This is a genomic window from Marinobacterium zhoushanense (assembly GCF_014641945.1).
Classification (GTDB): Bacteria; Pseudomonadota; Gammaproteobacteria; order Pseudomonadales; family Balneatricaceae; genus Marinobacterium_D; species Marinobacterium_D zhoushanense.
Genome location: NZ_BMIJ01000003.1, coordinates 489,028 through 509,444, shown reverse-complemented (window position 1 = coordinate 509,444; position 20,417 = coordinate 489,028). Strand labels below are relative to the sequence as shown.

General features: G+C 56.6%; 22 protein-coding genes. 21 read left to right on the top strand and 1 reads right to left on the bottom strand.

Going from position 1 to position 20,417, the window contains the following annotated elements:
* Positions 1–102 precede the first annotated feature (102 nt).
* The 7 genes from ercA to sppA all read left to right on the top strand — a co-directional run bounded on the left by ercA (position 103) and on the right by sppA (position 8,239).
* Positions 103–1,266, top strand: a complete 1,164-nt coding sequence (gene ercA / locus IEX40_RS09530) for an alcohol dehydrogenase-like regulatory protein ErcA (RefSeq protein WP_188747597.1) — start codon at positions 103–105, stop codon at positions 1,264–1,266.
* Positions 1,250–2,971, top strand: coding sequence for a PAS domain-containing hybrid sensor histidine kinase/response regulator (locus IEX40_RS09525; RefSeq protein ID WP_188747595.1), 1,722 nt, complete (start codon positions 1,250–1,252; stop codon positions 2,969–2,971). Before ercA ends, IEX40_RS09525 begins: the two co-directional genes overlap by 17 nt.
* A gap of 158 nt (positions 2,972–3,129) precedes the next feature.
* Entirely contained in the window at positions 3,130–4,443 is a 1,314-nt protein-coding gene (locus IEX40_RS09520) for an NAD(P)/FAD-dependent oxidoreductase (protein ID WP_188747593.1), read from the top strand.
* A gap of 196 nt (positions 4,444–4,639) precedes the next feature.
* Positions 4,640–5,167, top strand: a complete 528-nt coding sequence (locus IEX40_RS09515) for a hypothetical protein (protein ID WP_188747591.1) — start codon at positions 4,640–4,642, stop codon at positions 5,165–5,167.
* A complete protein-coding gene (locus IEX40_RS09510) occupies positions 5,164–6,456 on the top strand; it encodes a (Fe-S)-binding protein (RefSeq protein WP_188747589.1) in 1,293 nt (430 codons plus the stop codon). The genes IEX40_RS09515 and IEX40_RS09510 overlap by 4 nt, the downstream gene beginning before the upstream one ends.
* 80 nt (positions 6,457–6,536) lie before the next feature.
* A complete protein-coding gene (locus tag IEX40_RS09505) occupies positions 6,537–7,214 on the top strand; it encodes an HAD family hydrolase (RefSeq protein ID WP_188747587.1) in 678 nt (225 codons plus the stop codon).
* On the top strand, positions 7,211–8,239 hold the full coding sequence (gene sppA, locus IEX40_RS09500) for a signal peptide peptidase SppA (RefSeq protein ID WP_188747586.1): 1,029 nt from the start codon (positions 7,211–7,213) through the stop codon (positions 8,237–8,239). The genes IEX40_RS09505 and sppA overlap by 4 nt, the downstream gene beginning before the upstream one ends.
* A 30-nt stretch (positions 8,240–8,269) precedes the next feature.
* On the opposite strand, the gene IEX40_RS09495 is transcribed toward sppA, so the two are convergent.
* Positions 8,270–8,860 (bottom strand): Maf family protein, encoded by a 591-nt coding sequence (locus IEX40_RS09495; protein WP_188747584.1) that lies wholly within the window; start codon positions 8,858–8,860, stop codon positions 8,270–8,272.
* A 120-nt stretch (positions 8,861–8,980) separates the two neighbouring features.
* Here IEX40_RS09495 and IEX40_RS09490 point away from each other — a divergent pair, with 120 nt between their 5' ends.
* The 14 genes from IEX40_RS09490 to IEX40_RS09425 all read left to right on the top strand — a co-directional run bounded on the left by IEX40_RS09490 (position 8,981) and on the right by IEX40_RS09425 (position 20,355).
* Positions 8,981–9,505 carry a YceD family protein gene (locus IEX40_RS09490; RefSeq protein ID WP_188747583.1) on the top strand — a complete coding sequence of 175 codons (525 nt, stop codon included), beginning with the start codon at positions 8,981–8,983 and terminating at the stop codon, positions 9,503–9,505.
* Positions 9,506–9,523: 18 nt separating this feature from the next.
* A complete protein-coding gene (rpmF, locus tag IEX40_RS09485; RefSeq protein ID WP_188747582.1) occupies positions 9,524–9,706 on the top strand; it encodes a 50S ribosomal protein L32 in 183 nt (60 codons plus the stop codon).
* 2 nt (positions 9,707–9,708) lie between these two features.
* Positions 9,709–10,773 (top strand): phosphate acyltransferase PlsX, encoded by a 1,065-nt coding sequence (plsX, locus tag IEX40_RS09480; RefSeq protein WP_188747581.1) that lies wholly within the window; start codon positions 9,709–9,711, stop codon positions 10,771–10,773.
* An 87-nt stretch (positions 10,774–10,860) separates the two neighbouring features.
* Positions 10,861–11,793: an ACP S-malonyltransferase gene (gene fabD, locus IEX40_RS09475; protein ID WP_188747580.1), complete on the top strand. Its 933-nt coding sequence runs from the start codon at positions 10,861–10,863 to the stop codon at positions 11,791–11,793.
* Positions 11,794–11,847: 54 nt separating this feature from the next.
* The gene (gene fabG / locus IEX40_RS09470) at positions 11,848–12,591 is read left to right on the top strand and encodes a 3-oxoacyl-ACP reductase FabG (protein ID WP_188747579.1); all 744 of its coding nucleotides are present in this window, start codon (positions 11,848–11,850) and stop codon (positions 12,589–12,591) included.
* 202 nt (positions 12,592–12,793) lie between these two features.
* Positions 12,794–13,027 carry an acyl carrier protein gene (acpP, locus tag IEX40_RS09465; protein ID WP_027854376.1) on the top strand — a complete coding sequence of 78 codons (234 nt, stop codon included), beginning with the start codon at positions 12,794–12,796 and terminating at the stop codon, positions 13,025–13,027.
* 91 nt (positions 13,028–13,118) lie between these two features.
* Complete coding sequence (fabF, locus tag IEX40_RS09460; protein WP_188747578.1) at positions 13,119–14,357, top strand: beta-ketoacyl-ACP synthase II; 1,239 nt, start codon at positions 13,119–13,121, stop codon at positions 14,355–14,357.
* A 47-nt stretch (positions 14,358–14,404) separates the two neighbouring features.
* Complete coding sequence (gene pabC / locus IEX40_RS09455) at positions 14,405–15,226, top strand: aminodeoxychorismate lyase (protein WP_188747577.1); 822 nt, start codon at positions 14,405–14,407, stop codon at positions 15,224–15,226.
* Positions 15,220–16,257 (top strand): endolytic transglycosylase MltG, encoded by a 1,038-nt coding sequence (gene mltG / locus IEX40_RS09450; RefSeq protein ID WP_229680671.1) that lies wholly within the window; start codon positions 15,220–15,222, stop codon positions 16,255–16,257. The genes pabC and mltG overlap by 7 nt, the downstream gene beginning before the upstream one ends.
* 2 nt (positions 16,258–16,259) lie before the next feature.
* Positions 16,260–16,883 carry a dTMP kinase gene (gene tmk / locus IEX40_RS09445; protein WP_188747575.1) on the top strand — a complete coding sequence of 208 codons (624 nt, stop codon included), beginning with the start codon at positions 16,260–16,262 and terminating at the stop codon, positions 16,881–16,883.
* A complete protein-coding gene (locus tag IEX40_RS09440; RefSeq protein WP_188747573.1) occupies positions 16,880–17,875 on the top strand; it encodes a DNA polymerase III subunit delta' in 996 nt (331 codons plus the stop codon). The genes tmk and IEX40_RS09440 overlap by 4 nt, the downstream gene beginning before the upstream one ends.
* Before the next feature lie 18 nt (positions 17,876–17,893).
* Complete coding sequence (locus IEX40_RS09435) at positions 17,894–18,244, top strand: PilZ domain-containing protein (protein ID WP_188747570.1); 351 nt, start codon at positions 17,894–17,896, stop codon at positions 18,242–18,244.
* 13 nt (positions 18,245–18,257) lie between these two features.
* A complete protein-coding gene (locus IEX40_RS09430; protein WP_188747568.1) occupies positions 18,258–19,040 on the top strand; it encodes a TatD family hydrolase in 783 nt (260 codons plus the stop codon).
* A gap of 214 nt (positions 19,041–19,254) precedes the next feature.
* On the top strand, positions 19,255–20,355 hold the full coding sequence (locus tag IEX40_RS09425) for a malate dehydrogenase (RefSeq protein WP_188747566.1): 1,101 nt from the start codon (positions 19,255–19,257) through the stop codon (positions 20,353–20,355).
* Positions 20,356–20,417 lie beyond the last annotated feature (62 nt).

The window sequence follows — 20,417 nt, the reverse complement described above, 5'->3', positions numbered from 1 at the left end:
AGTGCCGTTGGCGATTTTTTATCGCATACTCTAGAGTCTTAGCGACAAAATAATAATGATCGGTGCAGCACGCAATGTGCTGCCGAGGTTGAGGCAGGAACCATGTCCCACGAAGTCTCCAGTCTTCGGAAATTCGTTGCGCCCGAGATCATCTTTGGCAGCGGTGCACGCAAGATGGTTGGCAACTACGCAAAAACCTTTGGAGCCCACCGGGTTATGCTGGTCTCGGACCCCGGCGTGGTGAACGCAGGATGGGTCCTGGAGATTGAACAGTTACTGCATGAGCAGGGCCTGGATGTAGTGCGCTTTACCGATGTGTCGCCCAACCCTCGCAGCGAGGAGGTGATGCGCGGGGCGGAGATTTACCAAGAAAAAGGGTGTGATGTCATCGTGGCCATAGGCGGCGGTAGCCCGATGGATTGCGCAAAGGGGATAGGGATCGTCAGCACTCATGGTGAGACGATTCGCTCCTTTGAAGGCATAGATCAGACCCGCTACCCGATCCCGCCGTTAATTTTTATTCCGACCACGGCCGGTACTTCGGCGGACGTTTCACAGTTCGCGATCATCACCGATCTTGAACAGCGGGTGAAGTTCTCTATCGTCAGCAAATCGGTGGTGCCAGACGTGTCGCTGATTGACCCGGATACCACCAGCACCATGTCGCCGTTCCTTACTGCGTGCACCGGTGTGGATGCTCTGGTCCATGCGATTGAGGCCTTCGTGTCCACCGGAAGCGGCCCGCTGACCGACATGCATGCGTTGGATGCGATTCGCCTGATCAACAACCACCTGGCGCTGTTGGTAGAGCAGCCGGAAGACAAGTATCTGCGCGAGCAGATCATGCTCGGTTCCATGAAGGCGGGACTGGCGTTTTCCAACGCGATTTTAGGCGCGGTGCATGCCATGTCGCACAGTCTGGGCGGTTACCTGGATCTGCCCCATGGCCTGTGCAACGCGATGCTGGTGGAACACGTGATCGACTACAACTTCTCCTCGGCTCAGGATCGCTTCGCGGTGATAGCCCAAACCATGGGGATCGACACCCGGGGGTTGACCAGCAAACAGATTCAGAAGCGTCTGCATAACCATGTAGAGGCGCTGAAGCGGGATGTGGGGTTAAAGAACACCTTGGGCAAATACGGTGTCAACGTGTCCGATATTCCCTATCTCAGTGCCAATGCCATTAAGGACCCGTGCATATTGACCAACCCGCGTCGCTCGAACCTGCGCGACGTCGAGATCGTCTATGAAGAAGCCCTCTGAGCCATCTGTTTCAGTCGATGACCTGATAGGTTTGGGTGGACAGTCCACCCGCAAGAGTTATTACCCGGCTCTGCAGCGCAAGATCGAAGAGCTCGAAACTGAACGCAACCGTTATAAATGGTTGTTCGAAAATGCGCTGCACGGTATTTTCCAGGCGACGTTGCAAGGCCGCATTGAAAAGGCCAATCCCGCCCTGGCGCGAATCTGCGCTGCTGACACCGGAGCATCTCTGGAGCAGGGGGGCGAGCTGGCGCTGTTGCTGGAGGGTGGGGCTGATGAGTTTGCTCAGATACGTCAACGGCTGCTGGCGCTTGGCCAGTTGTTTCTCTACCAGACCCGGCTGAGGCGTGTTGGCGGTGGGCTGATCCATGTTTCGATGAACCTGCTGCTCAGGCGGGAGGCGGATCACACCATCATTGAGGGTTTTGTCTCCGATATCACTGAACGTGTCCGGATGCAGAACCAGATGCAGGCGATAAACGAAGCCCTGGAGCAGCGGGTCAGTGAGCGTACGCAAGAGTTGCTGGGGCTGAATGAGCGCCTGCGGGAGGAGGTGGCAGAACGCCAGACTGCCGAGCACCAGATGGCGCTGGCCAAGGAGGCGGCAGAGAGCGCCAATCGCAGCAAGGATAAATATCTCGCTGCTGCCAGCCATGACCTGCTCCAGCCGCTGAATGCCGCCAGGCTGCTGGTGTCCACGCTACGAGAACGTGAATTGGCCGCCTATGAGGGCGATCTGGTGGAACGTGTGCATCGTGCACTGTCCGGCGCTGAACATCTGCTTTCCGATCTGCTCGATATCTCCAAGTTGGACCAGAACGCAGTACAGCCGGATGTTCAAACTTTCCCGCTGTCACACTTGTTGCGCAACATGGAAGCGGAGTTTCAGTCTCTGGCGGAGGAGGCGGGGCTGGAGTTCCGTATCCAGGCTCCCAACCTGTCGGTACGCTCCGATTTGCGCCTGCTCTCGCGCATCCTGCGCAATCTTATCGGCAATGCCATTCGCTATACCGACCGCGGCAAGGTGCTGCTGTCGATGCGCCGCCGCGGCGATATGGTGTTGATCCAGGTTTGGGACACGGGGCCTGGCATCCCGGCTGAGCAGCGCGAAGAGATATTTCTGGAGTTTCGGCAGCTTAAAAATAGCGGCGCCAAACGCGGTGGTGTAGGGCTTGGGCTGGCGATCGTCGATCGTATCGCCCGTGTACTGGAGTGCCCCATTCAGCTCGACTCTATCGAAGGTAGGGGGTCGCGCTTCGGTCTGATGGTGCCGCTGGCCGAGGGTGGGGAAAGTACGCGCAAGTACACTGCTACGCCCAGCCAAGGGGATTCATTGCGGGGTGCCCGTGTGTTGGTCGTCGATAATGAGCCCGAGATACTGGTCAGCATGCGGGCATTATTGGAAGGCTGGGGTTGCACGGTCGATACGGCTGGAAATCTGGATGAGGCGGTGCAGTACACCGTGCCACCGGAGATGATCCTGGCCGATTACCATCTGGACAACGATGAAACCGGGATCGAGGCGGTTCGGCTTCTGCGCCAACATTTCGACCTGTCGCTACCGGCAGCGATTCTGACCGCCGACCGCAGCGGTGAAACCCGGCGTCTGTTCCGGGAAGAGGGGCTGACGGTATTGAACAAGCCGCTCAAGCCAGGAAAACTCAGAGCGCTCATGAATCACCTGCTTGAGCAAAGAGTAGGATGAGCACTATTCAGTGCAGTCGCGTAATTTTATACAGTAGCTCGATCGTACTCTGCGGTAAGAGCTCACGAAGATGAGCGCCTGGTAGCAAGTGTGGGGCTACTTAAAAGACGATTCCAACTTACCCAGCGAACGTCAGTATCGCTGTAAGGACAAAATTTATGACAGGTACCAATAACCTCTACCAGCATGTCGTCATCGTGGGTGGCGGTGCGGGAGGTTTGGAACTCGCTACCCGGTTGGGCCGAAAATATGGTCGCAAGGGATTGAAAGTAACGTTGGTCGATCGTGAAACCACGCACGTATGGAAACCGCTGCTGCACGAAGTGGCGACGGGGCGACTCGACTCCAGCATTGATGAGCTCAGTTACAGGGCCCAGGCTCGTCAGGCGAATTTTCAATTTCAGATTGGGAGTCTAGCGGGGCTCGATCGAGGGCAACGCTGTGTGCATCTGGCGCCTCTGCTGAGCAGTAACGGTGAGGAGCTGGTGCCGGCCAGGACGCTTTACTATGACTACCTGGTGTTGGCCATTGGCAGTCAAACCAACGATTTCGGCGTTCCCGGCGTCAAACAGCACTGCTGTTTCCTGGACGACCGTAACCAGGCTGATAACTTTCACAATGAGCTTCTCGATACCTGTCTGAAGCTTAGTGCGCAGGGCGATCACAGCAAATTGCGCATCTCTATCGTAGGCGGTGGTGCAACCGGGGTTGAGCTGTCTGCCGAGCTATATAACTCGGCCCAGGAGTTGGTCTCCTACGGTGTCTCGAATATCGATCCAAGCAGTCTGAAAATCACTCTGATAGAGGCAAGTCCGCAGATATTGGGCGCCTTGCCCAGTCGTATCTCCGCCGCGGTACGCACCGAGTTGCGCAAACTCGGTGTTGATGTGCGGGAAAAAACCCAGGTAGTTGAAGTGCGTGAGGGCGAGCTGGTTACCAATGAGGGCGAGGTGATCCCTGCCGATCTTATGGTCTGGGCGGCCGGTGTCAAAGCGCCGGAGCTGCTGCAGTCCCTGGATGGGCTTGAGAGCAACAACCGCAATCAGCTGGTTGTCGGTTCGGATCTGCGCACAACCCGCGACGAACGTATATTCGCCATAGGCGACTGCGCGGCGTGCGAGCGCCGGGATGAGGAGGGCGGTTTGGTTCCTCCGCGCGCACAGGCCGCACATCAGATGGCCAGCCATCTTTATACCCACTTTATGCGGATCCTCAACGGTGAGGATATTCCTGCCTACGAATATCGTGACTACGGCTCGCTGGTGTCGTTGAGCAAGTATTCCACTGTCGGCAACCTGATGGGGAATCTGACCCGAGGCAGCGTTATGGTCGAGGGCCATCTTGCACGGGTGGTCTATGTGTCGCTCTATCGCATGCACCAGGTGGCGCTCTATGGCTATGTCAAAACGGCACTGGTGACCCTGGTGTCCCGGATCAACAAGGTCATTCGTCCACGTCTTAAACTGCACTGATATCGAGTCACCGCCCGGGGCGGTCCTCATGGTTTAGATCTTGCAGTTACCTGTCTGACAGGCGTGCCGGAGCTGCTCAGGATGTTTCCCCTTCCTGCCTCGCAGCTCTGGTTAGGCCTGGCTCCAAGTCTCCCGTCGCGCGCGTGCGGTAAGGGCTTGGCGAAAATCCGATTGTAGTTTTTCAGACAGGATCAACATGGATAACATTGCGCTACTGGAAGGAAAACAGCGTTACTTTTCCGACAATTTGCCCGATCAATTGAGTCTGCTGCTCTACCAGGCATCGACAAAATCCGACCCCCTGGAAAAGGAGCACATGCTGCTGGACGCACTGGCGCGTTGGCCCGGTGTCCTCGATACCTACATCGCGCTGTATAAACTCTATTTTCGTACCGCTCGCTACCGGGAGGCTGAGTGTCAGGTCTGGCGCACGCTAAATGAAGCGTCACGACAGGGTGGATTTTCGCGCAATTATCGACTGCTAAGCCGTTTGAGCGCACCTTGGCTGGAAGATCAGTCCGTGGCGCGGCTCTACCTTTTCAGTCTCAAGGCGCTTGGTGTTATCCGCCTGCGCAGGGGGAGGGTGAAGCTGGCGCACGGGGTGCTGAGTAAGTTGCTGGAGCTGGATCCCACGGATGAGATCGGCGGCAGTAATTTTCTCGGTATTGCAGAGAGTATTCTCGAGGATGAAAGCCTCCATAGCGCTGAGGAGGCCGTCGCATGAAACCTGATTTGGACTGGTCTGGATACGAAAACGCGGGGATGGGGGATGCCTATGCCGACATCCCCAAGAGCGGCGGCGATTTCGCCAAGGCGGTTGCCGTTTGTATCAACAGCATGGTGTGTTTGCGCCCCATCGACAAGGGCGTTATGTGCCCTAGCTTTCGCGTTCACCAGGATGCAGCATACTCGCCCGGCGGGCGGAGCCGATTGCTCAAGCGGATGCTGAACTCAGAGATCAGTGCAGAGGAGCTGGCGACGCTGGATCGGGCCATGGAGGGCTGCGTGGCCTGCAAAGGATGCAAGCGCGAATGTGATACCAATCTCGATATCGCGACGATTCGCACAGAATATCTTGCTCAGCGGTTCAAGTCCCGACCGCCGCGCCTGAGGCAGCGGTTGTTCGCACAACTGCCGGACCTGTTGCGTTACCCCCGGGTAATGAAAGCCGGGGTGTCGCTAATGAATGCCGTTCCGGCGCTTGCTCGAAAACTGGGTTTGAACACAGACCATCCATTGCCCGCGCCTTCGCGATTACCCAACCTGCAGCCACGGCAGTGGCAGGAGAATGCTCCCGAAGTTGTGCTCTGGCTGGATAGCTTTACCTACCATTTCGCGCCTGCCGTAGCGGAGGCAGCACTGAAAGTGTTGGAGGCAGCCGGATTCAGCGTTCACCTGTTACAAGAGCATTGCGGCGGTCGCAGTGCGTACTCCCAGGGGCTCCTTGGTGAAGCAAAAAAGCAGGCGCAGGCACTTTTAAAGGAGCTGGAGCCCCACCTGCAGGCCGGCAGGGCGGTGGTCGGCCTGGAGCCATCAACGCTGCTCATGCTACGGGATGAGATACAGACCCTTGGGCTGGGCCCACGTGCGAATGATCTTGCGAGTTCGGCCCTTTTATTCGAAGAGTTTCTGGCGCGCGAAATTGCGGCTGGACGGTTGAACCTGCCGCTACGAGCGTTGCCCGATGCCAAACCGGTGATGGTACATGGTCACTGCCACCAGAAAGCGGTAGGGGCCATGAAGTCGGTACGTAAGGTGCTTAAGCTGATACCGGAACTGGAGTTCGATTTTATCGAGGCTTCCTGTTGCGGTGGCGCTGGCAGTTTCAGCTTTGAAGCAGAGAACGCAGAGGACTCCCGCGCCATGGCTGAGCTGGCACTGATGCCCAGGTTGGCCGAAAACCCGGCGTCGGAGCTGCTGGCCAATGGTTTCTCCTGTCGAGAGCAGGTAGCCCGCCTTGGCGGTCCCAGCGGTATACATCTGGCTGAGTTGCTGGCTCGCCATCTCACTTGATCGTCAGCGCGGGGTTGTGTTTTAACAGTCGATTCCTATATACAGGGACTCCAGAAGTACTCAACAGCAAGGAGTTCCTTTTGTTTAAACTGCTGATCTTTGATTGGGATGGAACCCTGATCGACTCTCAGGCGCGTATCATCGCCAGCATGCAGGCAGCAGCCGACGAGCTCGGTCATCAGCCGCTTTGTTCCGAAGCGGTGCGCAATATCATTGGGTTAGGATTGCCGGAGGCGATTCGGGCACTTATCCCTGAGATCGAGGCGGCTGCACTCGAACAGATGCGTGAGCGTTACGCGCACCACTTTCTTGTTCAAAACGAAACGCCGACCGAGCTCTATCCCGGTGTAACGGATACGTTGTCCAGGCTACGGGATAGGGGGTATCGCCTGGCCGTGGCGACAGGAAAGAGCCGGCGCGGGCTTGATCGCGCGCTGAACGATACCGGATTAACGGAGCTGTTTGAGTTGACCCGCTGTGCGGACGAGACGAAATCCAAGCCCGACCCCTGCATGTTGATCGAAATTTTGGAGGAAACCGGACTGGCAGCTGGCGATGCGCTGATGATCGGCGATACTGAATATGATCTGGAGATGGGGTACAGGATCGGAATGCCGACAGTGGCGGTCAGCTACGGTGCCCATCACCTCGATCGTTTACGGCAGCACAAGCCGCGTACAGAGATTCATCAGTTTCCGGAACTGGAGAACTGGCTCGACAATCTCACGGATGAACTGCATCAGAGGACGGTATCGTGACACAGAATCCTTGGGGAGAAGAGAACAACGGCGTCGACACCGGTGCACAGGTTGATAAGACGGAAAGTCGCAACGCAAGCCGCAACGATAGCCGGGAGTGGCGCCTAATCGAAAAACTGGTAAATGGTCTGCACGTCGAGCATCGGCGTACGCGGCGTTGGGGTATCTTCTTCAAGCTGCTGACCTTTGCTTACCTGTTTACGCTGTTGGGGCTCTATCTATTCAAAGACACACCCAGGATCCCAACCCCGGCTTCGGATGCCCATGTGGCCGTAGTACGGGTGGAGGGGCCGATCGCTGAAGGTGAAAAGGCCAATGCCGACTCGCTGGTGGGATCGCTGCGCCGGGCGTTTGATAGCAAGCACAGCGCCGCCGTTCTTTTGCGTATCAATAGCCCGGGTGGCAGCCCGGTGCAGGCCGGGTATGTATACGATGAGATCAAGCGCCTGCGTGGAAACTATCCGGAGAAGAAGGTCTATGCCGTCATCAGTGATATCGGCGCATCCGGGGCCTACTATATTGCCGCGGCGGCGGATGATATCTATGCAGACAAGGCCAGTTTGGTCGGGTCTATCGGCGTGGTGTCGGCCAGTTTCGGCTTCGTCGATCTGATGCAGAAGGTGGGCGTAGAGCGGAGGATGCTGACTGCCGGTGAGCACAAGGGGTTGCTCGATCCGTTCCAGCCATTACCCAATGTGGAGAAGGAGTTCTGGCAGAAGATTCTCGATACCACACACCAGCAGTTCATCGAGCAGGTCAGGGCGGGACGCGGCGATCGCCTGAAAGATAGTGATGAACTTTTCTCGGGTTTGGTCTGGACAGGCGAGCAGGCGGTGGACCTGGGCCTGATCGACGGACTGGGAAGTGCCGGTTATGTCGCACGTGAGATCATAGGCGTGGACTCCATGGTGGATTACAGCGCCAAGGGCAGTCCGCTGGAGCAGCTGATCGATCGACTGGGTGTCAGCATGGCCAGCCATCTGGCCAATATGGTGGGCCTGGGCGGCGGCGTACAGCTACGCTAAGCCTACTCCCTATGCAGTAACGAGGGGCGGTCATTCGCCCCTCAACACATCTATCCCCTCCCGTTCCAGCATCTGTATCAGGCAGATCAGTGGCAATCCGACCAGTGAATTCGGATCCTCCCCAGTCAGTCGCTGAAACAGGGCAATGCCGAGACCCTCGGATTTGAAACTGCCCGCACAGTCATATGGCTGCTCGCGCTGCAGGTAGTTCTCGATCTGCGAGTCCCGCAGCTGGCGGAACTCCACGTCAAAGGGCACCACTTCCAGTTGAAACTGCTCGCTGGCGGCATCGAGTAAGCACAGTCCAGTCAGGAAACGGACCGTTCTGCCGGATGCAAGCTTAAGCTGCGCGCTTGCGCGCTCGTGCGTCAGGGGTTTGCCCAGAATGTGGTCGTCAAGGGTGGCAACCTGGTCCGAGCCGATGATCAACGCGTTGGGGTTCCGGGCGGCCACCGCTTGTGCTTTCTCAAGCGCGAGCCTGGCGACCAGCTCTTCGGCGTTCTCGTCGTCCCGTCGAGTCTCATCTATATCCGGCGAATCACAGCTATAATCGACTCCGAGCTTATCCAGCAAGGCACGCCGATAGGCTGAGCCTGAAGCCAAAACGAGAGGGCGGGACATACTGAATCTCCTTCTTGCACACCGCTTTTCAGAAAACCGGCATATTAGCGCTATTTTTATAGATTAAAACGCCCGCTTTCCTTTGACAGGCATCTGTTTGGCACCTAGAATTGCGCGCTTATGTCGTACGGTCCTTTACCGAAAAGAGTTGACCCGCGCAAATTGGCTGAGCGGGAAGCGAAAATTGAGGGTGTTGCTGGTGTATCCGCAATGCCGCGATTGGTCTCGCTTCTTGCAAATGACTCTGGCGAAATCCAGGTCGCGCTATCGTTTGCGGTGGATGAGCAGCGTTTAAGAACCGTCTCCGGATCGGCAAGCGGTAGCGTCATGTTGACCTGTCAGCGTTGCCTTGAACCGGTGGCGGTAGATGTTGAGGCTGAAGTCGTTCTGGCTATGGTGCTCAACGAGGAACAGGCTAAAAATCTGCCCCGGTATTACGATCCGCTGATCGTCGAGGCTGAAGATGTCGAGCTGCTGTCGCTGATAGAGGATGAATTGATACTCAGTCTTCCGCTGGTTGCGTACCATGATGACTGCTCTGTTCAGACCTCTTTTGGTGACGCTGATGAGGCGGCCCGGACGCAGAAAGATAAACCCAACCCATTCAGTGTATTGGCCGAACTTAAAAAGGCCGATAAGAGTTGAACCAGGAGCTACATAACCATGGCAGTACAGCAGAACAAAAAATCTCGTTCCCGTCGCGATATGCGTCGTTCACATGATGCGCTGAGCGGCCCGACTCTGTCTGTCGACGCGACTACCGGTGAAACTCACCGTCGTCACCACGTCAGCGCTGACGGTTTCTATCGCGGTCGTCAGGTCGTTGCAGGCAAGGGCGACGAATAAGCTTGACCGGATCGTATTGCATCAGCGTTGATGCAATGGGCGGGGACTTCGGTCCCCGCGTTACTGTTGCTGCGGCCAGTGATGCCCTCAAACGTCACCCGCAGTTGCAGATCCTGTTGGTCGGTCAATCCGACGCAATCACCCCCCAGCTTGGCCGTCACCGCGGCAAACACCTTCAGCGACTTGAAGTAATCCACGCCGACGATGTTGTCGCGATGGACGAAAAGCCTTCGCTCGCACTGCGCAGTCGTCGCGACTCCTCTATGTGGAAGGCGCTCGAACTGGTCGCGCAGGCGCGTGCCCAAGCTTGCATTAGCGCGGGTAATACCGGGGCGTTGATGGCTATGAGTCGCCTGGTGTTGGGTATGCTGCCCGGAATAGAGCGTCCTGCTATTGTTGCCGCCATTCCAACCCTTAAAGGTTATAGCTACATGCTCGACCTGGGGGCGAATATCGACTCGAGCGCCGAGCAGTTGCTGCAGTTTGCCATCATGGGCTCAGTAATGGTTGAGGCGATTGATAGTCGGGAGCGGCCTCAATTGGCTCTGCTTAACGTCGGCTCCGAGGATAACAAGGGTACCGAGTGCGTGCGCGAAGCCAGTCGTCTGATTCAGGCCCATGGCGGCTTGAATTTTATCGGCTATCTTGAGGGGGATGATCTGTTCTCCGGGCGTGCCGATCTGGTCGTCTGCGACGGGTTCGTCGGCAACGTGGCGTTGAAAAGCTGTGAAGGTCTTTCCAAATTGCTGGTACGCAAGGTACAGAGCAGCTTTCGCCGCAATCTGTATCGCCGTTTCGTTGCCTTGCTGGCGACTCCGATGCTGAGGGAGCTCAAGAAGCAGTTGGATCCAGGTCGTCGCAACGGCGCCACTCTGCTCGGTCTGAAAGGGGTTGTGGTGAAGAGTCACGGTGGGGCGAACCGGACCTATTTCGGCCACGCCATTGATCAGGCGTTCGAGGAGGCGAGGCTCAATGTGCCGGCCAGGATTGGCGACCAGGTTGCCCGTGAGATGGCGCGCTGTGGAAACGGGCGGCAGATGGATGCCGCAGATCGTTCTAAAAATTAATGAATACTGTAAACTACGCCCCCCGATACCTGTTGGTCGCGGTTTGCGCGCCGCAGGGTGGCAGAAACACGGTTTAATGAGGATGTCATGTCGCAGTCGCTTGCTTTTGTTTTTCCCGGCCAGGGGTCACAGCATCTAGGTATGCTCTCCGAACTAGCCGAGCAGCATCCGATTATTGAACAGACTTTCCAGGAGGCCTCTGAGGCACTGGGTCAGGATCTTTGGGCTCTGGCGCAGTCAGGGCCGGAAGAGGCGCTCAACAGCACCGAAAATACCCAGCCGGTACTGCTGACTTCTGGGGTGGCTCTGTGGCGCCTATGGGATCAGCTGGACGGCTTGGCACCATCGGTCATGGCAGGGCACAGTCTGGGAGAATATACCGCCCTGGTTTGTGCCGGCGCGATCAATTTTGCGGACGGCGTGCGTCTTGTGCGTGCGCGTGGCGAGTTCATGCAGCAGGCGGTACCTGCGGGTACCGGCGCAATGGCCGCCATACTGGGCCTTGATGATGCGGCTGTAACCGACGCCTGTGCCAGCGCGGCGCAGGGCGGTGTCGTATCCGCGGTTAATTTCAATTGTCCCGGTCAGGTGGTGATCGCCGGCGAGAAGGGCGCAGTCGAACGCGCCATCGAAGCCTGTAAGGCGGCTGGTGCCAAGCGCGCCATCCCGCTGCCCGTCAGCGTGCCTTCTCACTGTGCATTGATGAGACCGGCGGCAGAGCGCATGGGCGAGATGCTTTCCGATATCGAACTGCGGATGCCGATCATTAAGGTGATCCAGAACGTGACGGCGGAGGCACCCAGTGACATCGAAGAGCTCAAGGCTAACTTGCTGACGCAGTTGTACAGCCCGGTTCTTTGGACGGCCAGCGTGCAGAACATGGTAACCTGCGGCGTCAAAACCACCATCGAGTGTGGTCCGGGCAAGGTTCTCGCCGGCTTGAACAAAAAGATCGATCGTGCGCTTGAGGTGGTTGCCATCAACGATGCTGCAGGACTGGCTAAAGCGCTGGCACTTTGATCGAAGTGTCTCGGCCTGGTTGGTTGGGGCGGGGCAATAATAAGGAATGGTTGAATGAGTATTGAAGGTAAAATTGCGCTGGTTACAGGCGCTACCCGAGGCATAGGCAAGGCTATCGCAGAAAACCTGGCTGCCCAGGGGGCGGTGGTGATTGGTACGGCAACCAGTGAAAACGGCGCGGCTGCTATCAGTGACTATCTCGCGGCTGCAGGTAACGGTGGCAAGGGGCTGGTATTGAATGTGGCATCCCCCGAATCTATCGACGCTGTCGTCAAGTCGATTCAGAGCGAGTTCGGCGCGATCGAGATTCTGGTCAATAATGCCGGTATCACGCGCGATAATCTGATGATGCGCATGAAAGATGACGAGTGGGATGCAGTAATCGATACTAACCTGACCTCGATCTATCGTTTGGCGAAAGGTTGCTTGCGCGGCATGACGAAAGCGCGCTGGGGACGTATCGTGAGCGTGAGTTCCGTAGTGGCGTCCATGGGTAATGCGGGCCAGGCCAACTATGCTGCCGCCAAGTCGGGCATGGAGGGCTTTACCCGTGCGCTGGCACGGGAGTTGGGGTCAAGGAACGTGACCGTTAACTGTGTTGCGCCCGGTTTTATCGATACCGATATGACCTCGGGGCTACCGGAGGAGCACAAGGCCAACCTGCAGGCTCAGATTCCGATGAATCGCCTTGGCAAGCCGGAAGAGATCGCCTCGGTGGTTGGATTCCTGTGTAGCGAGGGTGGTGCGTATATCACCGGTGAGACCATTCAGGTCAACGGTGGGATGTACATGGGTTGATCGGGCTGGTCCCGATGTTCAACCCCGTCGTCATGACTGATGTAGAAAGAATTGTTTTTTTCGCCGATTTGAGGATAATTGGCCGTCAGCTTGACGAGAAAAAAATCCAAGCCGTCACGCTTGCGAGGGCGTTGCGGGTTTTACTAAAATTCCGTCACGCATCTTGGGATGTGATGGTGTTGAGAAGACAATAGGAAGAGATATGAGCAACATTGAAGAGCGCGTTAAGAAAATCATCGCTGAGCAGCTGGGCGTAAAAGAGGAAGAAGTCACCAAGGAAGCTTCCTTCGTTGAGGATCTGGGCGCCGACTCTCTGGATACTGTTGAGCTGGTTATGGCGCTGGAAGAGGAATTCGAAACTGAAATTCCTGATGAAGAAGCTGAAAAAATCACCACTGTTCAGCTGGCGATCGATTACATCAACGCGCACCAGTAATCTGTCCCACAAGGTTTGATCGAAAAGCCGCATCTATATGCCTGTATAGTGCGGCTTTTCTTTTGTCAGCTTGTAGTGCTGGAGGATAAACATGTCTCGCAGAAGAGTGGTGGTGACCGGAATAGGGTTGCTGACGCCGGTTGGTAACACTGTCAAAGCGACATGGGAAAACATTCTTAACGGTAAGAGTGGCGCGGCCAATATCGAGCATTTCGATGCCAGCCAGTACGGAACCCGTTTTTCCGCATCCGTTAAAAATTTCGATATCGAGCCGTACATGAGCGCCAAAGAGGCGCGCAAGATGGATCTGTTCATCCAGTACGGCATGGTAGCCGCCATTCAGGCGGTTGAAGATGCTGGTCTCGAAGTGTCCGAAGAGAACGCCACTAGAATAGGTTGTGCGTTGGGCTCCGGAATCGGTGGTTTGCCGATGATCGAGAAAACCCATGATGTATTGAATACATCGGGCCCGCGTCGTGTATCCCCGTTCTTTGTGCCTGGAAGTATCATCAATATGATTGCCGGAAACCTGGCAATCAAGTATGGCTTCCGAGGCCCGAACATCGCAATTACCACTGCTTGCACCACCGGTACGCACAATATTGGTCATGCGATGCGTATGATTCAGTATGGTGATGCCGACGTTATGGTTGCGGGCGGTGCGGAGATGGCGACCACGCCCTTGGGTGTGGCCGGATTTTCCGCTGCGCGGGCGCTGTCTACGCGTAACGACAGCCCCGAAGCCGCTAGTCGTCCCTGGGACCGAGATCGTGATGGATTCGTACTTGGGGAAGGTGCCGGTGTACTGGTGCTGGAGGAGTATGAGTACGCCAAGGCGCGCGGTGCTGATATCTACTGCGAGCTGTCCGGCTTTGGTATGAGCGATGATGCATACCACATGACCGCACCGCCTGAAGATGGTTCCGGCGCCGCGTTGGCCATGTCCAATGCGATTAAGGATTCCGGGTTCAATGCGGAGCAGATCAACTATATCAACGCTCATGGTACTTCCACCCCGGCGGGCGATATAGCCGAGTCAAATGCGGCTAAGCGTGTCCTTGGCGCTGCTGCCGGGAGTGTTCGTATGAGTTCGACCAAGTCGATGATCGGGCACCTGCTCGGTGCGGCGGGTGCGGTTGAAGCTGCGTTCTGTGTGCTTGCCCTGCGTGACCAGGTGGCACCGCCCACCATTAACCTGGACAATCCGTCAGAAGGCTGCGATCTCAACTATGTGGCTCATACGGCGCAACAATGCAGAATTGATGCAGCCATGTCGAACTCTTTCGGTTTCGGCGGTACTAACGGTACATTGGTCTTCAATAAGCTGTAAGAAACGGGAGGCTTTGCCTCCCGTTTTACCTTTCATCCCCGGAAACAATGACACCGATTATCCTGATCAACGGTTCCCCTCAACACTGCGTAGATACTGGCGACCGAGGCCTGTCTTATGGTCAGGGGGTATTCGAAACCATACTGATCCAACACCGGCAGCCGCAATTCTGGAAATGGCATCTTGAACGCCTTGTAGAAGGTTGTCGGCGCTTGTCTATCCCTGCTGACGGACTCATCCGGCAACTGGAACAGGAACTCCCTGAGCTCCCGGAACAGGGAGTGCTCAAGCTGACCGTCACACGAGGCGTTGGGGGTAGGGGCTACGCCGTAAATGATGAGATAGAACCAACCCGGATAATTCAGCTGTTGGCCATGCCTGATTGGCCTGACCAGCCTAAGCAGAAGGGGGTCAGGATTAGGTTGTGCCAGACCCGGCTCGCCCAGCAGCCACTTCTGGCCGGTATCAAACATCTCAATCGCTTGGAGCAGGTGCTGGCCAGGGCTGAGTGGAATGATCCCGGTATCCGAGAAGGGGTGGTGTGTGACACCGGCGGAACGCTGATTGAAGGCACCATGAGTAATCTGTTCTTCGTGCTCGATGGGGTGCTCTGTACGCCAGAGCTTACTCAGTGCGGTGTCGCCGGTATTCTTCGGCGCTGGGTACTGGAAGCTGAAGAGTGTGCAGGCGAGTGTGTTCAGGTCGGCAGATTCTCGCCCCAACAGCTCAGTCAGGCGGATGAAATTTTTCTCTGCAATAGCCTGATCGGTATCTGGCCGGTGATCGAATATGAAGGTGTCGAGCTTGGAATAGGCAAGAGAACGCTCGCGCTTCAGTCGTTGTTGGATAAGGAGTATCAAGGGTGTTGATCAAGCGCTTGGCTGCAACGCTGATTCTATTGGTCGCGACGGCCGCGGCCGCTCTGCTGTGGCTGTGGAGCGACTACCAGCGCTATATCAATAGTGCCGCAAATATCAGCGACACGCGCATCGTTCATGTTGAAAAAGGCATGTATTACAATGCTTTGGTGGCATATCTTGAAGAAAATTCAATCATAGATAATGCGCTGTATATGCGTGTTATGGCGCGTCTTGAGCCGGCCCTTACCCGGATTAAAGCGGGAGAGTACCAGCTCGATCCCGGCATGACACCACGACAGATCGTGCAGAAAATCGTTAACGGCGACACCCAGCGCTACCATTTCACCATCATCGAAGGTAGTCGTTGGAGTGAGGTGCGTGCCGCACTGGCACGTGAGGTATTGCTGTCGCAGAACCTCAATGAGTTGAGCGATGAGCAGGTTGTCGAGGCGCTTGGCATAGAGGCGCCTTCGCCGGAGGGGATGTTTCTGGCAGAGACCTATCAGTTCGAGCGCGGTATGTCGGCCCTCGATCTGCTGTCGCGTGCCCACCAAGCCCTTAACCAGACGCTGGAGGCCGCCTGGTCTGGGCGTGCCGAGAATCTTCCGTTAAAAACACCCTATGAGGCACTCATACTCGCGTCCATCGTCGAGAAGGAGACCGCGGTGGCGGAGGAGCGGTCACGCATCGCGGGTGTTTTTACCCGCCGTCTTGATCGTGGTATGCGACTGCAGACAGATCCGACGGTCATCTACGGCATGGGTGATGCGTACAAGGGCAATATTCGCCGCTCGGACCTGCGCAAGGCCACCCCATATAACACCTACGTGATCGACGGACTTCCCCCCACACCTATCGCCATGGTTGGCCGGGAGGCAATACAGGCTGCAGTGAGTCCGGCCCCTGGAAAAGCGCTCTATTTCGTTGCGCGAGGGGATGGCAGTCATCAATTTTCTGATACGCTGGTGGAACATAACAGGGCGGTCTCACGCTTTCAGCTGAAACGCGCAGAAAACTACCGCTCGAGCCCGGAAAACTGACGATGTCTGGTTATTTCATCACCCTGGAAGGGATAGAGGGGGTCGGTAAGACCACCAATCTTAACTACGTGCGCGAATACCTCGAGCGGAGAGGGCATGAGGTTGTCGTGACGCGGGAGCCGGGAGGTACGCCGCTTGGCGAGCAGCTTCGTGAGCTACTGTTGACGCCCCGTACTGAACCGGTCTCCGATATGGCGGAGCTGCTGATGATGTTTGCAGCTCGTGCACAACATCTTTTTGCCGTGATCGAGCCGGCGCTCGCGCGTGGGGCCTGGGTCCTCTGTGATCGCTTTACCGATGCCACTTTTGCTTATCAGGGCGGCGGTCGCCAACTGGCCTCCGAGCCGGTCGCGCTACTCGAACAGCTGGTTCAGCGCCAGCGTCGTCCGGATCTCACACTGTTGCTGGATCTGCCAGTGGAGATTGGACTTGCCCGCGCGCACTCCCGAGGGACCCCCGACCGGTTCGAGACGGAGCGGGTAGAGTTTTTTCAGCGTGTGCGTGATGCCTATCTCGCACGGGCGGCGCAGGAGCCAGGGCGTATCAGGGTGATCGACGCAGAGCCGCCGCTTGCGCAGGTGCAGCAGCAGATTGATCTCGCGTTGTCCGGTTTGGAGTGGTCATGAACGTTGATGAGCAGATCTATCCATGGTTAGCGGAGCAGTGGGCTCATCTTGTCGAGCAGAACGCTAAGGGGCGCTTGCCCCATGCTCTGTTGCTCAGTGGTCCCGCAGGGGTCGGTAAGGCTGCCTTCGGCGCGGCTCTGGCGCATCTGCTGCTGTGCCATCAGCCACTGGAGGGTAAGCCCTGTGGTCGCTGTCGGAGCTGTGAGCTGATCGCCAGCGGACATCATCCAGACCGGCTGTTTCTGCGCCCAGAGGAGCCGGGTAAGCCCATAAGGGTGGACCAGGTTCGCGAGTTGACCAATATCCTGCACAGCACCGCCCAGCAGGGCGGCTACCGCATCATGATCATGGATCCGGCGGAAGCGATGAATGTGGCGGCTGCCAATGCGTTACTCAAAACGCTGGAGGAGCCCGGACAGGACACGCTGTTGATCCTGGTCTGTCACCAGCTTGGACAGCTGATGCCCACAATTCGTAGCCGTTGTCAGCGCATGGAGTTCAGCTTGCCGTCGCCTGATCAGAGCAGGGGGTGGCTGGCACAGCAGTTGGACTTGAACGAAGATGAGGCCGAAAAGCTGCTGGCCATCGCGCAGGGGGCGCCGCTTGGCGCTGTCTCACTCAAGCAGGGAGAGTTGCTCGATCTTCGGCGTAATTTTATGAGTGGACTTGCCGATGTGCTCCGCGATCGAACCGATGCGATCAGTCTGGCGCAGAAGCTGCACAAGGAGGAGCTTATCCATCTACTCGACTGGTGGCTTAGTCTGCTGGCCGATCTGGTGCGCCTGCAGTCCGGTGCGCCAAACCCTGACTTGAACAATGTCGATATGACAAAAATGCTTTCGGCAGTTGCGAATCGAGCCGACAGGGTTAGAATCTTCACTTTGGTTGATCGCGTTCAGGATGAGCGTAAAAGCCTCATGTTGCGACATAACCCGAATCGTCAGCTGCTTCTGGAGAAACTTCTGTTCGACTGGAGAGCGCTGATTCGTTAAGCAGGAGTGCAGCTGTTCATGTCGATCGTGCCCAGAATCAGTCACGGTATCCTCTCACTGGCTATCGGGAATAAAGAGGAACTCCTCAAGGCCTACATGCCGTTCATCAATAATGGCGGGCTGTTTATTCCGACGACTCGCTCCTACCAGTTGGGAGAAGAGGTATTCATGCTGATGACGCTGATGGATGAGCCGGACAAGATCCCGGTCACCGGCAAGGTGGTCTGGGTAACCCCTAGGGCTGCCCAGGGTGGGCGTATTCCGGGTATCGGAATCCAGCTGTCGAGCGAGGATGTGCAGCTCGTCGGCAAACTCGAAACCTATCTGGCCGGAGCACTGGGCAAAGGCCGCCGTACCAACACGCTATAATGTCTGGATTTTCATGTTCATAGATTCCCACTGCCATCTGGATCGGCTGGATCTCGGCCGTCACGATGGTTCCCTCGCCAACCTTATACAGGCGGCGGGCGATGCAGGCGTCGAAGAGATGCTGTGCGTTGCCATCGATCTCAATCAGTTTGAAGAGATGTACAGGCGGGTAAAACCGTTCGGCAATGTATATGCCTCGGCCGGAATTCACCCCTGTCATGTCGGCGAGTGCCCGTTCGACAAGGAGCGTCTGCGGGAGGCCGCCAGCCGCGAGCGTATCGTCGCGCTGGGCGAAACCGGGCTCGACTACTACTACAGCAAAGAGCTGGCAGAGCAGCAGCGCGAGAGCTTCGCCGGCCATTTGCAGCTGGGCTCCGAATTCGGTCTGCCGGTTATCGTGCACACTCGTGATGCACGTGAGGATACCCTTGACGTCATCCGTGAGCATGCCGATCCAAATGTGGCGGGCGTGTTGCACTGTTTCACCGAGTCCCGCGAGATGGCGCTGGCCGCGCTTGAATTGAACTTCTACATCTCGTTCTCGGGTATTATTACCTTTCGTAATGCAGAAGAGTTGCGCGATGTGGTGCGGGCGGTACCGTTGGACAAAATGCTGATCGAAACCGACTCCCCCTATCTGGCACCGGTTCCCTATCGCGGCAAGCAGAATGAGCCGACCTATGTACCCGAGGTTGCTCGCTGTATAGCAGATGTTAAGGGCTTGCGTATCGAAGAGGTTGCCGAGGCAACACGCGAGAACTTCTATCAACTGTTTACCAAAGCCCGCTCCCGCTGATCGACACGGGTGCTATTCAGCACCCGTATTTACCTTTCTCTCCTTCCTATAACGTATTCATATACCGAAAAACTCGATTCGTATTGTGGAAAAGGCGTTTTTCGCGCTTGCATCTGTAACCCTTTCTCGCGTTGAATGGACTTAGACTAAAGTCTAACTAGCTGCCGCAGCCCGGCTGCGAACAGGATAAAAACGGGATAATAGGAGCTTTTCTATGAGAAGACCGGTACGAATTGCAGTTACGGGTGCGGCGGGAGCCATTAGCAATAGCCTGCTGTTCAAGGTAGCCAGTGGGGAGATGTTCGGTAAGGATCAGCCGGTCATTCTACAGTTGATAGAGATGCCGGAGCGTATGGAAGCGCTGCGTGGCCTTGCGATGGAGTTGGAGGATTGCGCTTATCCCTTGCTTCACACCATCACGCTGCACGACAACGTTGAGGACGGATTCAATAACGTTCATTACGCGCTGCTGATTGGCGCACGCCCACGTGGGCCGGGCATGGAGCGCAGGGATCTGCTGGAATCCAACGCCGCTATCTTCAGCCGTCAGGGCCGGGCGCTGAATGATTTCGCCAACCGTGACGTCAAGGTGCTGGTCGTCGGTAACCCGGCCAATACCAATGCGCTGATCGCCAGCCGTAACGCCCCCAAGCTAAGCCCCTCTCAGTTCACCGCATTGACGCGGCTTGATCATAACCGCGCGAAAGGGATTCTGGCCAACCACACCGGCGCCAATCCACGTAACATCAGCCGTATCGTGATCTGGGGAAATCACTCCACTACACAGTACCCGGACCTGCATCATGCCGCCGTGCTCGATGAGCCGGTAATGAAGCAGATTGATATGGGCTGGTATGAGAATGTCTTCATTCCCAAAATCCAGAACAGGGGTGGCGAGATCATCGCTGCACGAGGCTTGTCCAGCGCAGCGTCGGCGGCGCAGGCGGTGGTCGACCATATGCACGACTGGATTCTGGGAACCGACGCGGGTGAAATTGTCAGCATGGGGATTGTCAGTGATGGCAGTTACGGCGTCGAGAAGGGGATCTTCTACTCATTTCCGGTACGTTGCGACTATGGCCGTTACCAGATCGTGCGTGGATTGGAGATCTCCGATTGGAGCCGTGAGCGTATGAAACTGACGGAAGCAGAACTTCTGGAGGAGAAGGCGGCGGTCAATCATCTGTTACCGGTCGAGACCGAGGCTTCGCATCGGAACCTGTCGATCTGTCTGCGCTCCGGCGTCACACTCTATGCCGATGGCACGGGGCCGGATGCATCATCGAAATATCTGACCACCAACAGGGTAATGTAAGCAGTCAATGTACTCTGAGACGAAAAGAGGCCCCTGAATAAGGGGCCTCTTTTTTTGATCCG

What these genes read in the sequence shown, in the direction of transcription:
- ercA (WP_188747597.1), top strand. Translation starts at nt 103, where the DNA reads ATGTCCCACGAAGTCTCCAGTCTTCGGAAATTCGTTGCGCCCGAGATC.
- IEX40_RS09525 (WP_188747595.1), top strand. Translation starts at nt 1,250, where the DNA reads ATGAAGAAGCCCTCTGAGCCATCTGTTTCAGTCGATGACCTGATAGGT.
- IEX40_RS09520 (WP_188747593.1), top strand. Translation starts at nt 3,130, where the DNA reads ATGACAGGTACCAATAACCTCTACCAGCATGTCGTCATCGTGGGTGGC.
- IEX40_RS09515 (WP_188747591.1), top strand. Translation starts at nt 4,640, where the DNA reads ATGGATAACATTGCGCTACTGGAAGGAAAACAGCGTTACTTTTCCGAC.
- IEX40_RS09510 (WP_188747589.1), top strand. Translation starts at nt 5,164, where the DNA reads ATGAAACCTGATTTGGACTGGTCTGGATACGAAAACGCGGGGATGGGG.
- IEX40_RS09495 (WP_188747584.1), bottom strand. Translation starts at nt 8,860, where the DNA reads ATGTCCCGCCCTCTCGTTTTGGCTTCAGGCTCAGCCTATCGGCGTGCC.
- IEX40_RS09490 (WP_188747583.1), top strand. Translation starts at nt 8,981, where the DNA reads ATGTCGTACGGTCCTTTACCGAAAAGAGTTGACCCGCGCAAATTGGCT.
- rpmF (WP_188747582.1), top strand. Translation starts at nt 9,524, where the DNA reads ATGGCAGTACAGCAGAACAAAAAATCTCGTTCCCGTCGCGATATGCGT.
- fabD (WP_188747580.1), top strand. Translation starts at nt 10,861, where the DNA reads ATGTCGCAGTCGCTTGCTTTTGTTTTTCCCGGCCAGGGGTCACAGCAT.
- fabG (WP_188747579.1), top strand. Translation starts at nt 11,848, where the DNA reads ATGAGTATTGAAGGTAAAATTGCGCTGGTTACAGGCGCTACCCGAGGC.
- acpP (WP_027854376.1), top strand. Translation starts at nt 12,794, where the DNA reads ATGAGCAACATTGAAGAGCGCGTTAAGAAAATCATCGCTGAGCAGCTG.
- fabF (WP_188747578.1), top strand. Translation starts at nt 13,119, where the DNA reads ATGTCTCGCAGAAGAGTGGTGGTGACCGGAATAGGGTTGCTGACGCCG.
- pabC (WP_188747577.1), top strand. Translation starts at nt 14,405, where the DNA reads ATGACACCGATTATCCTGATCAACGGTTCCCCTCAACACTGCGTAGAT.
- tmk (WP_188747575.1), top strand. Translation starts at nt 16,260, where the DNA reads ATGTCTGGTTATTTCATCACCCTGGAAGGGATAGAGGGGGTCGGTAAG.
- IEX40_RS09440 (WP_188747573.1), top strand. Translation starts at nt 16,880, where the DNA reads ATGAACGTTGATGAGCAGATCTATCCATGGTTAGCGGAGCAGTGGGCT.
- IEX40_RS09435 (WP_188747570.1), top strand. Translation starts at nt 17,894, where the DNA reads ATGTCGATCGTGCCCAGAATCAGTCACGGTATCCTCTCACTGGCTATC.
- IEX40_RS09430 (WP_188747568.1), top strand. Translation starts at nt 18,258, where the DNA reads ATGTTCATAGATTCCCACTGCCATCTGGATCGGCTGGATCTCGGCCGT.
- IEX40_RS09425 (WP_188747566.1), top strand. Translation starts at nt 19,255, where the DNA reads ATGAGAAGACCGGTACGAATTGCAGTTACGGGTGCGGCGGGAGCCATT.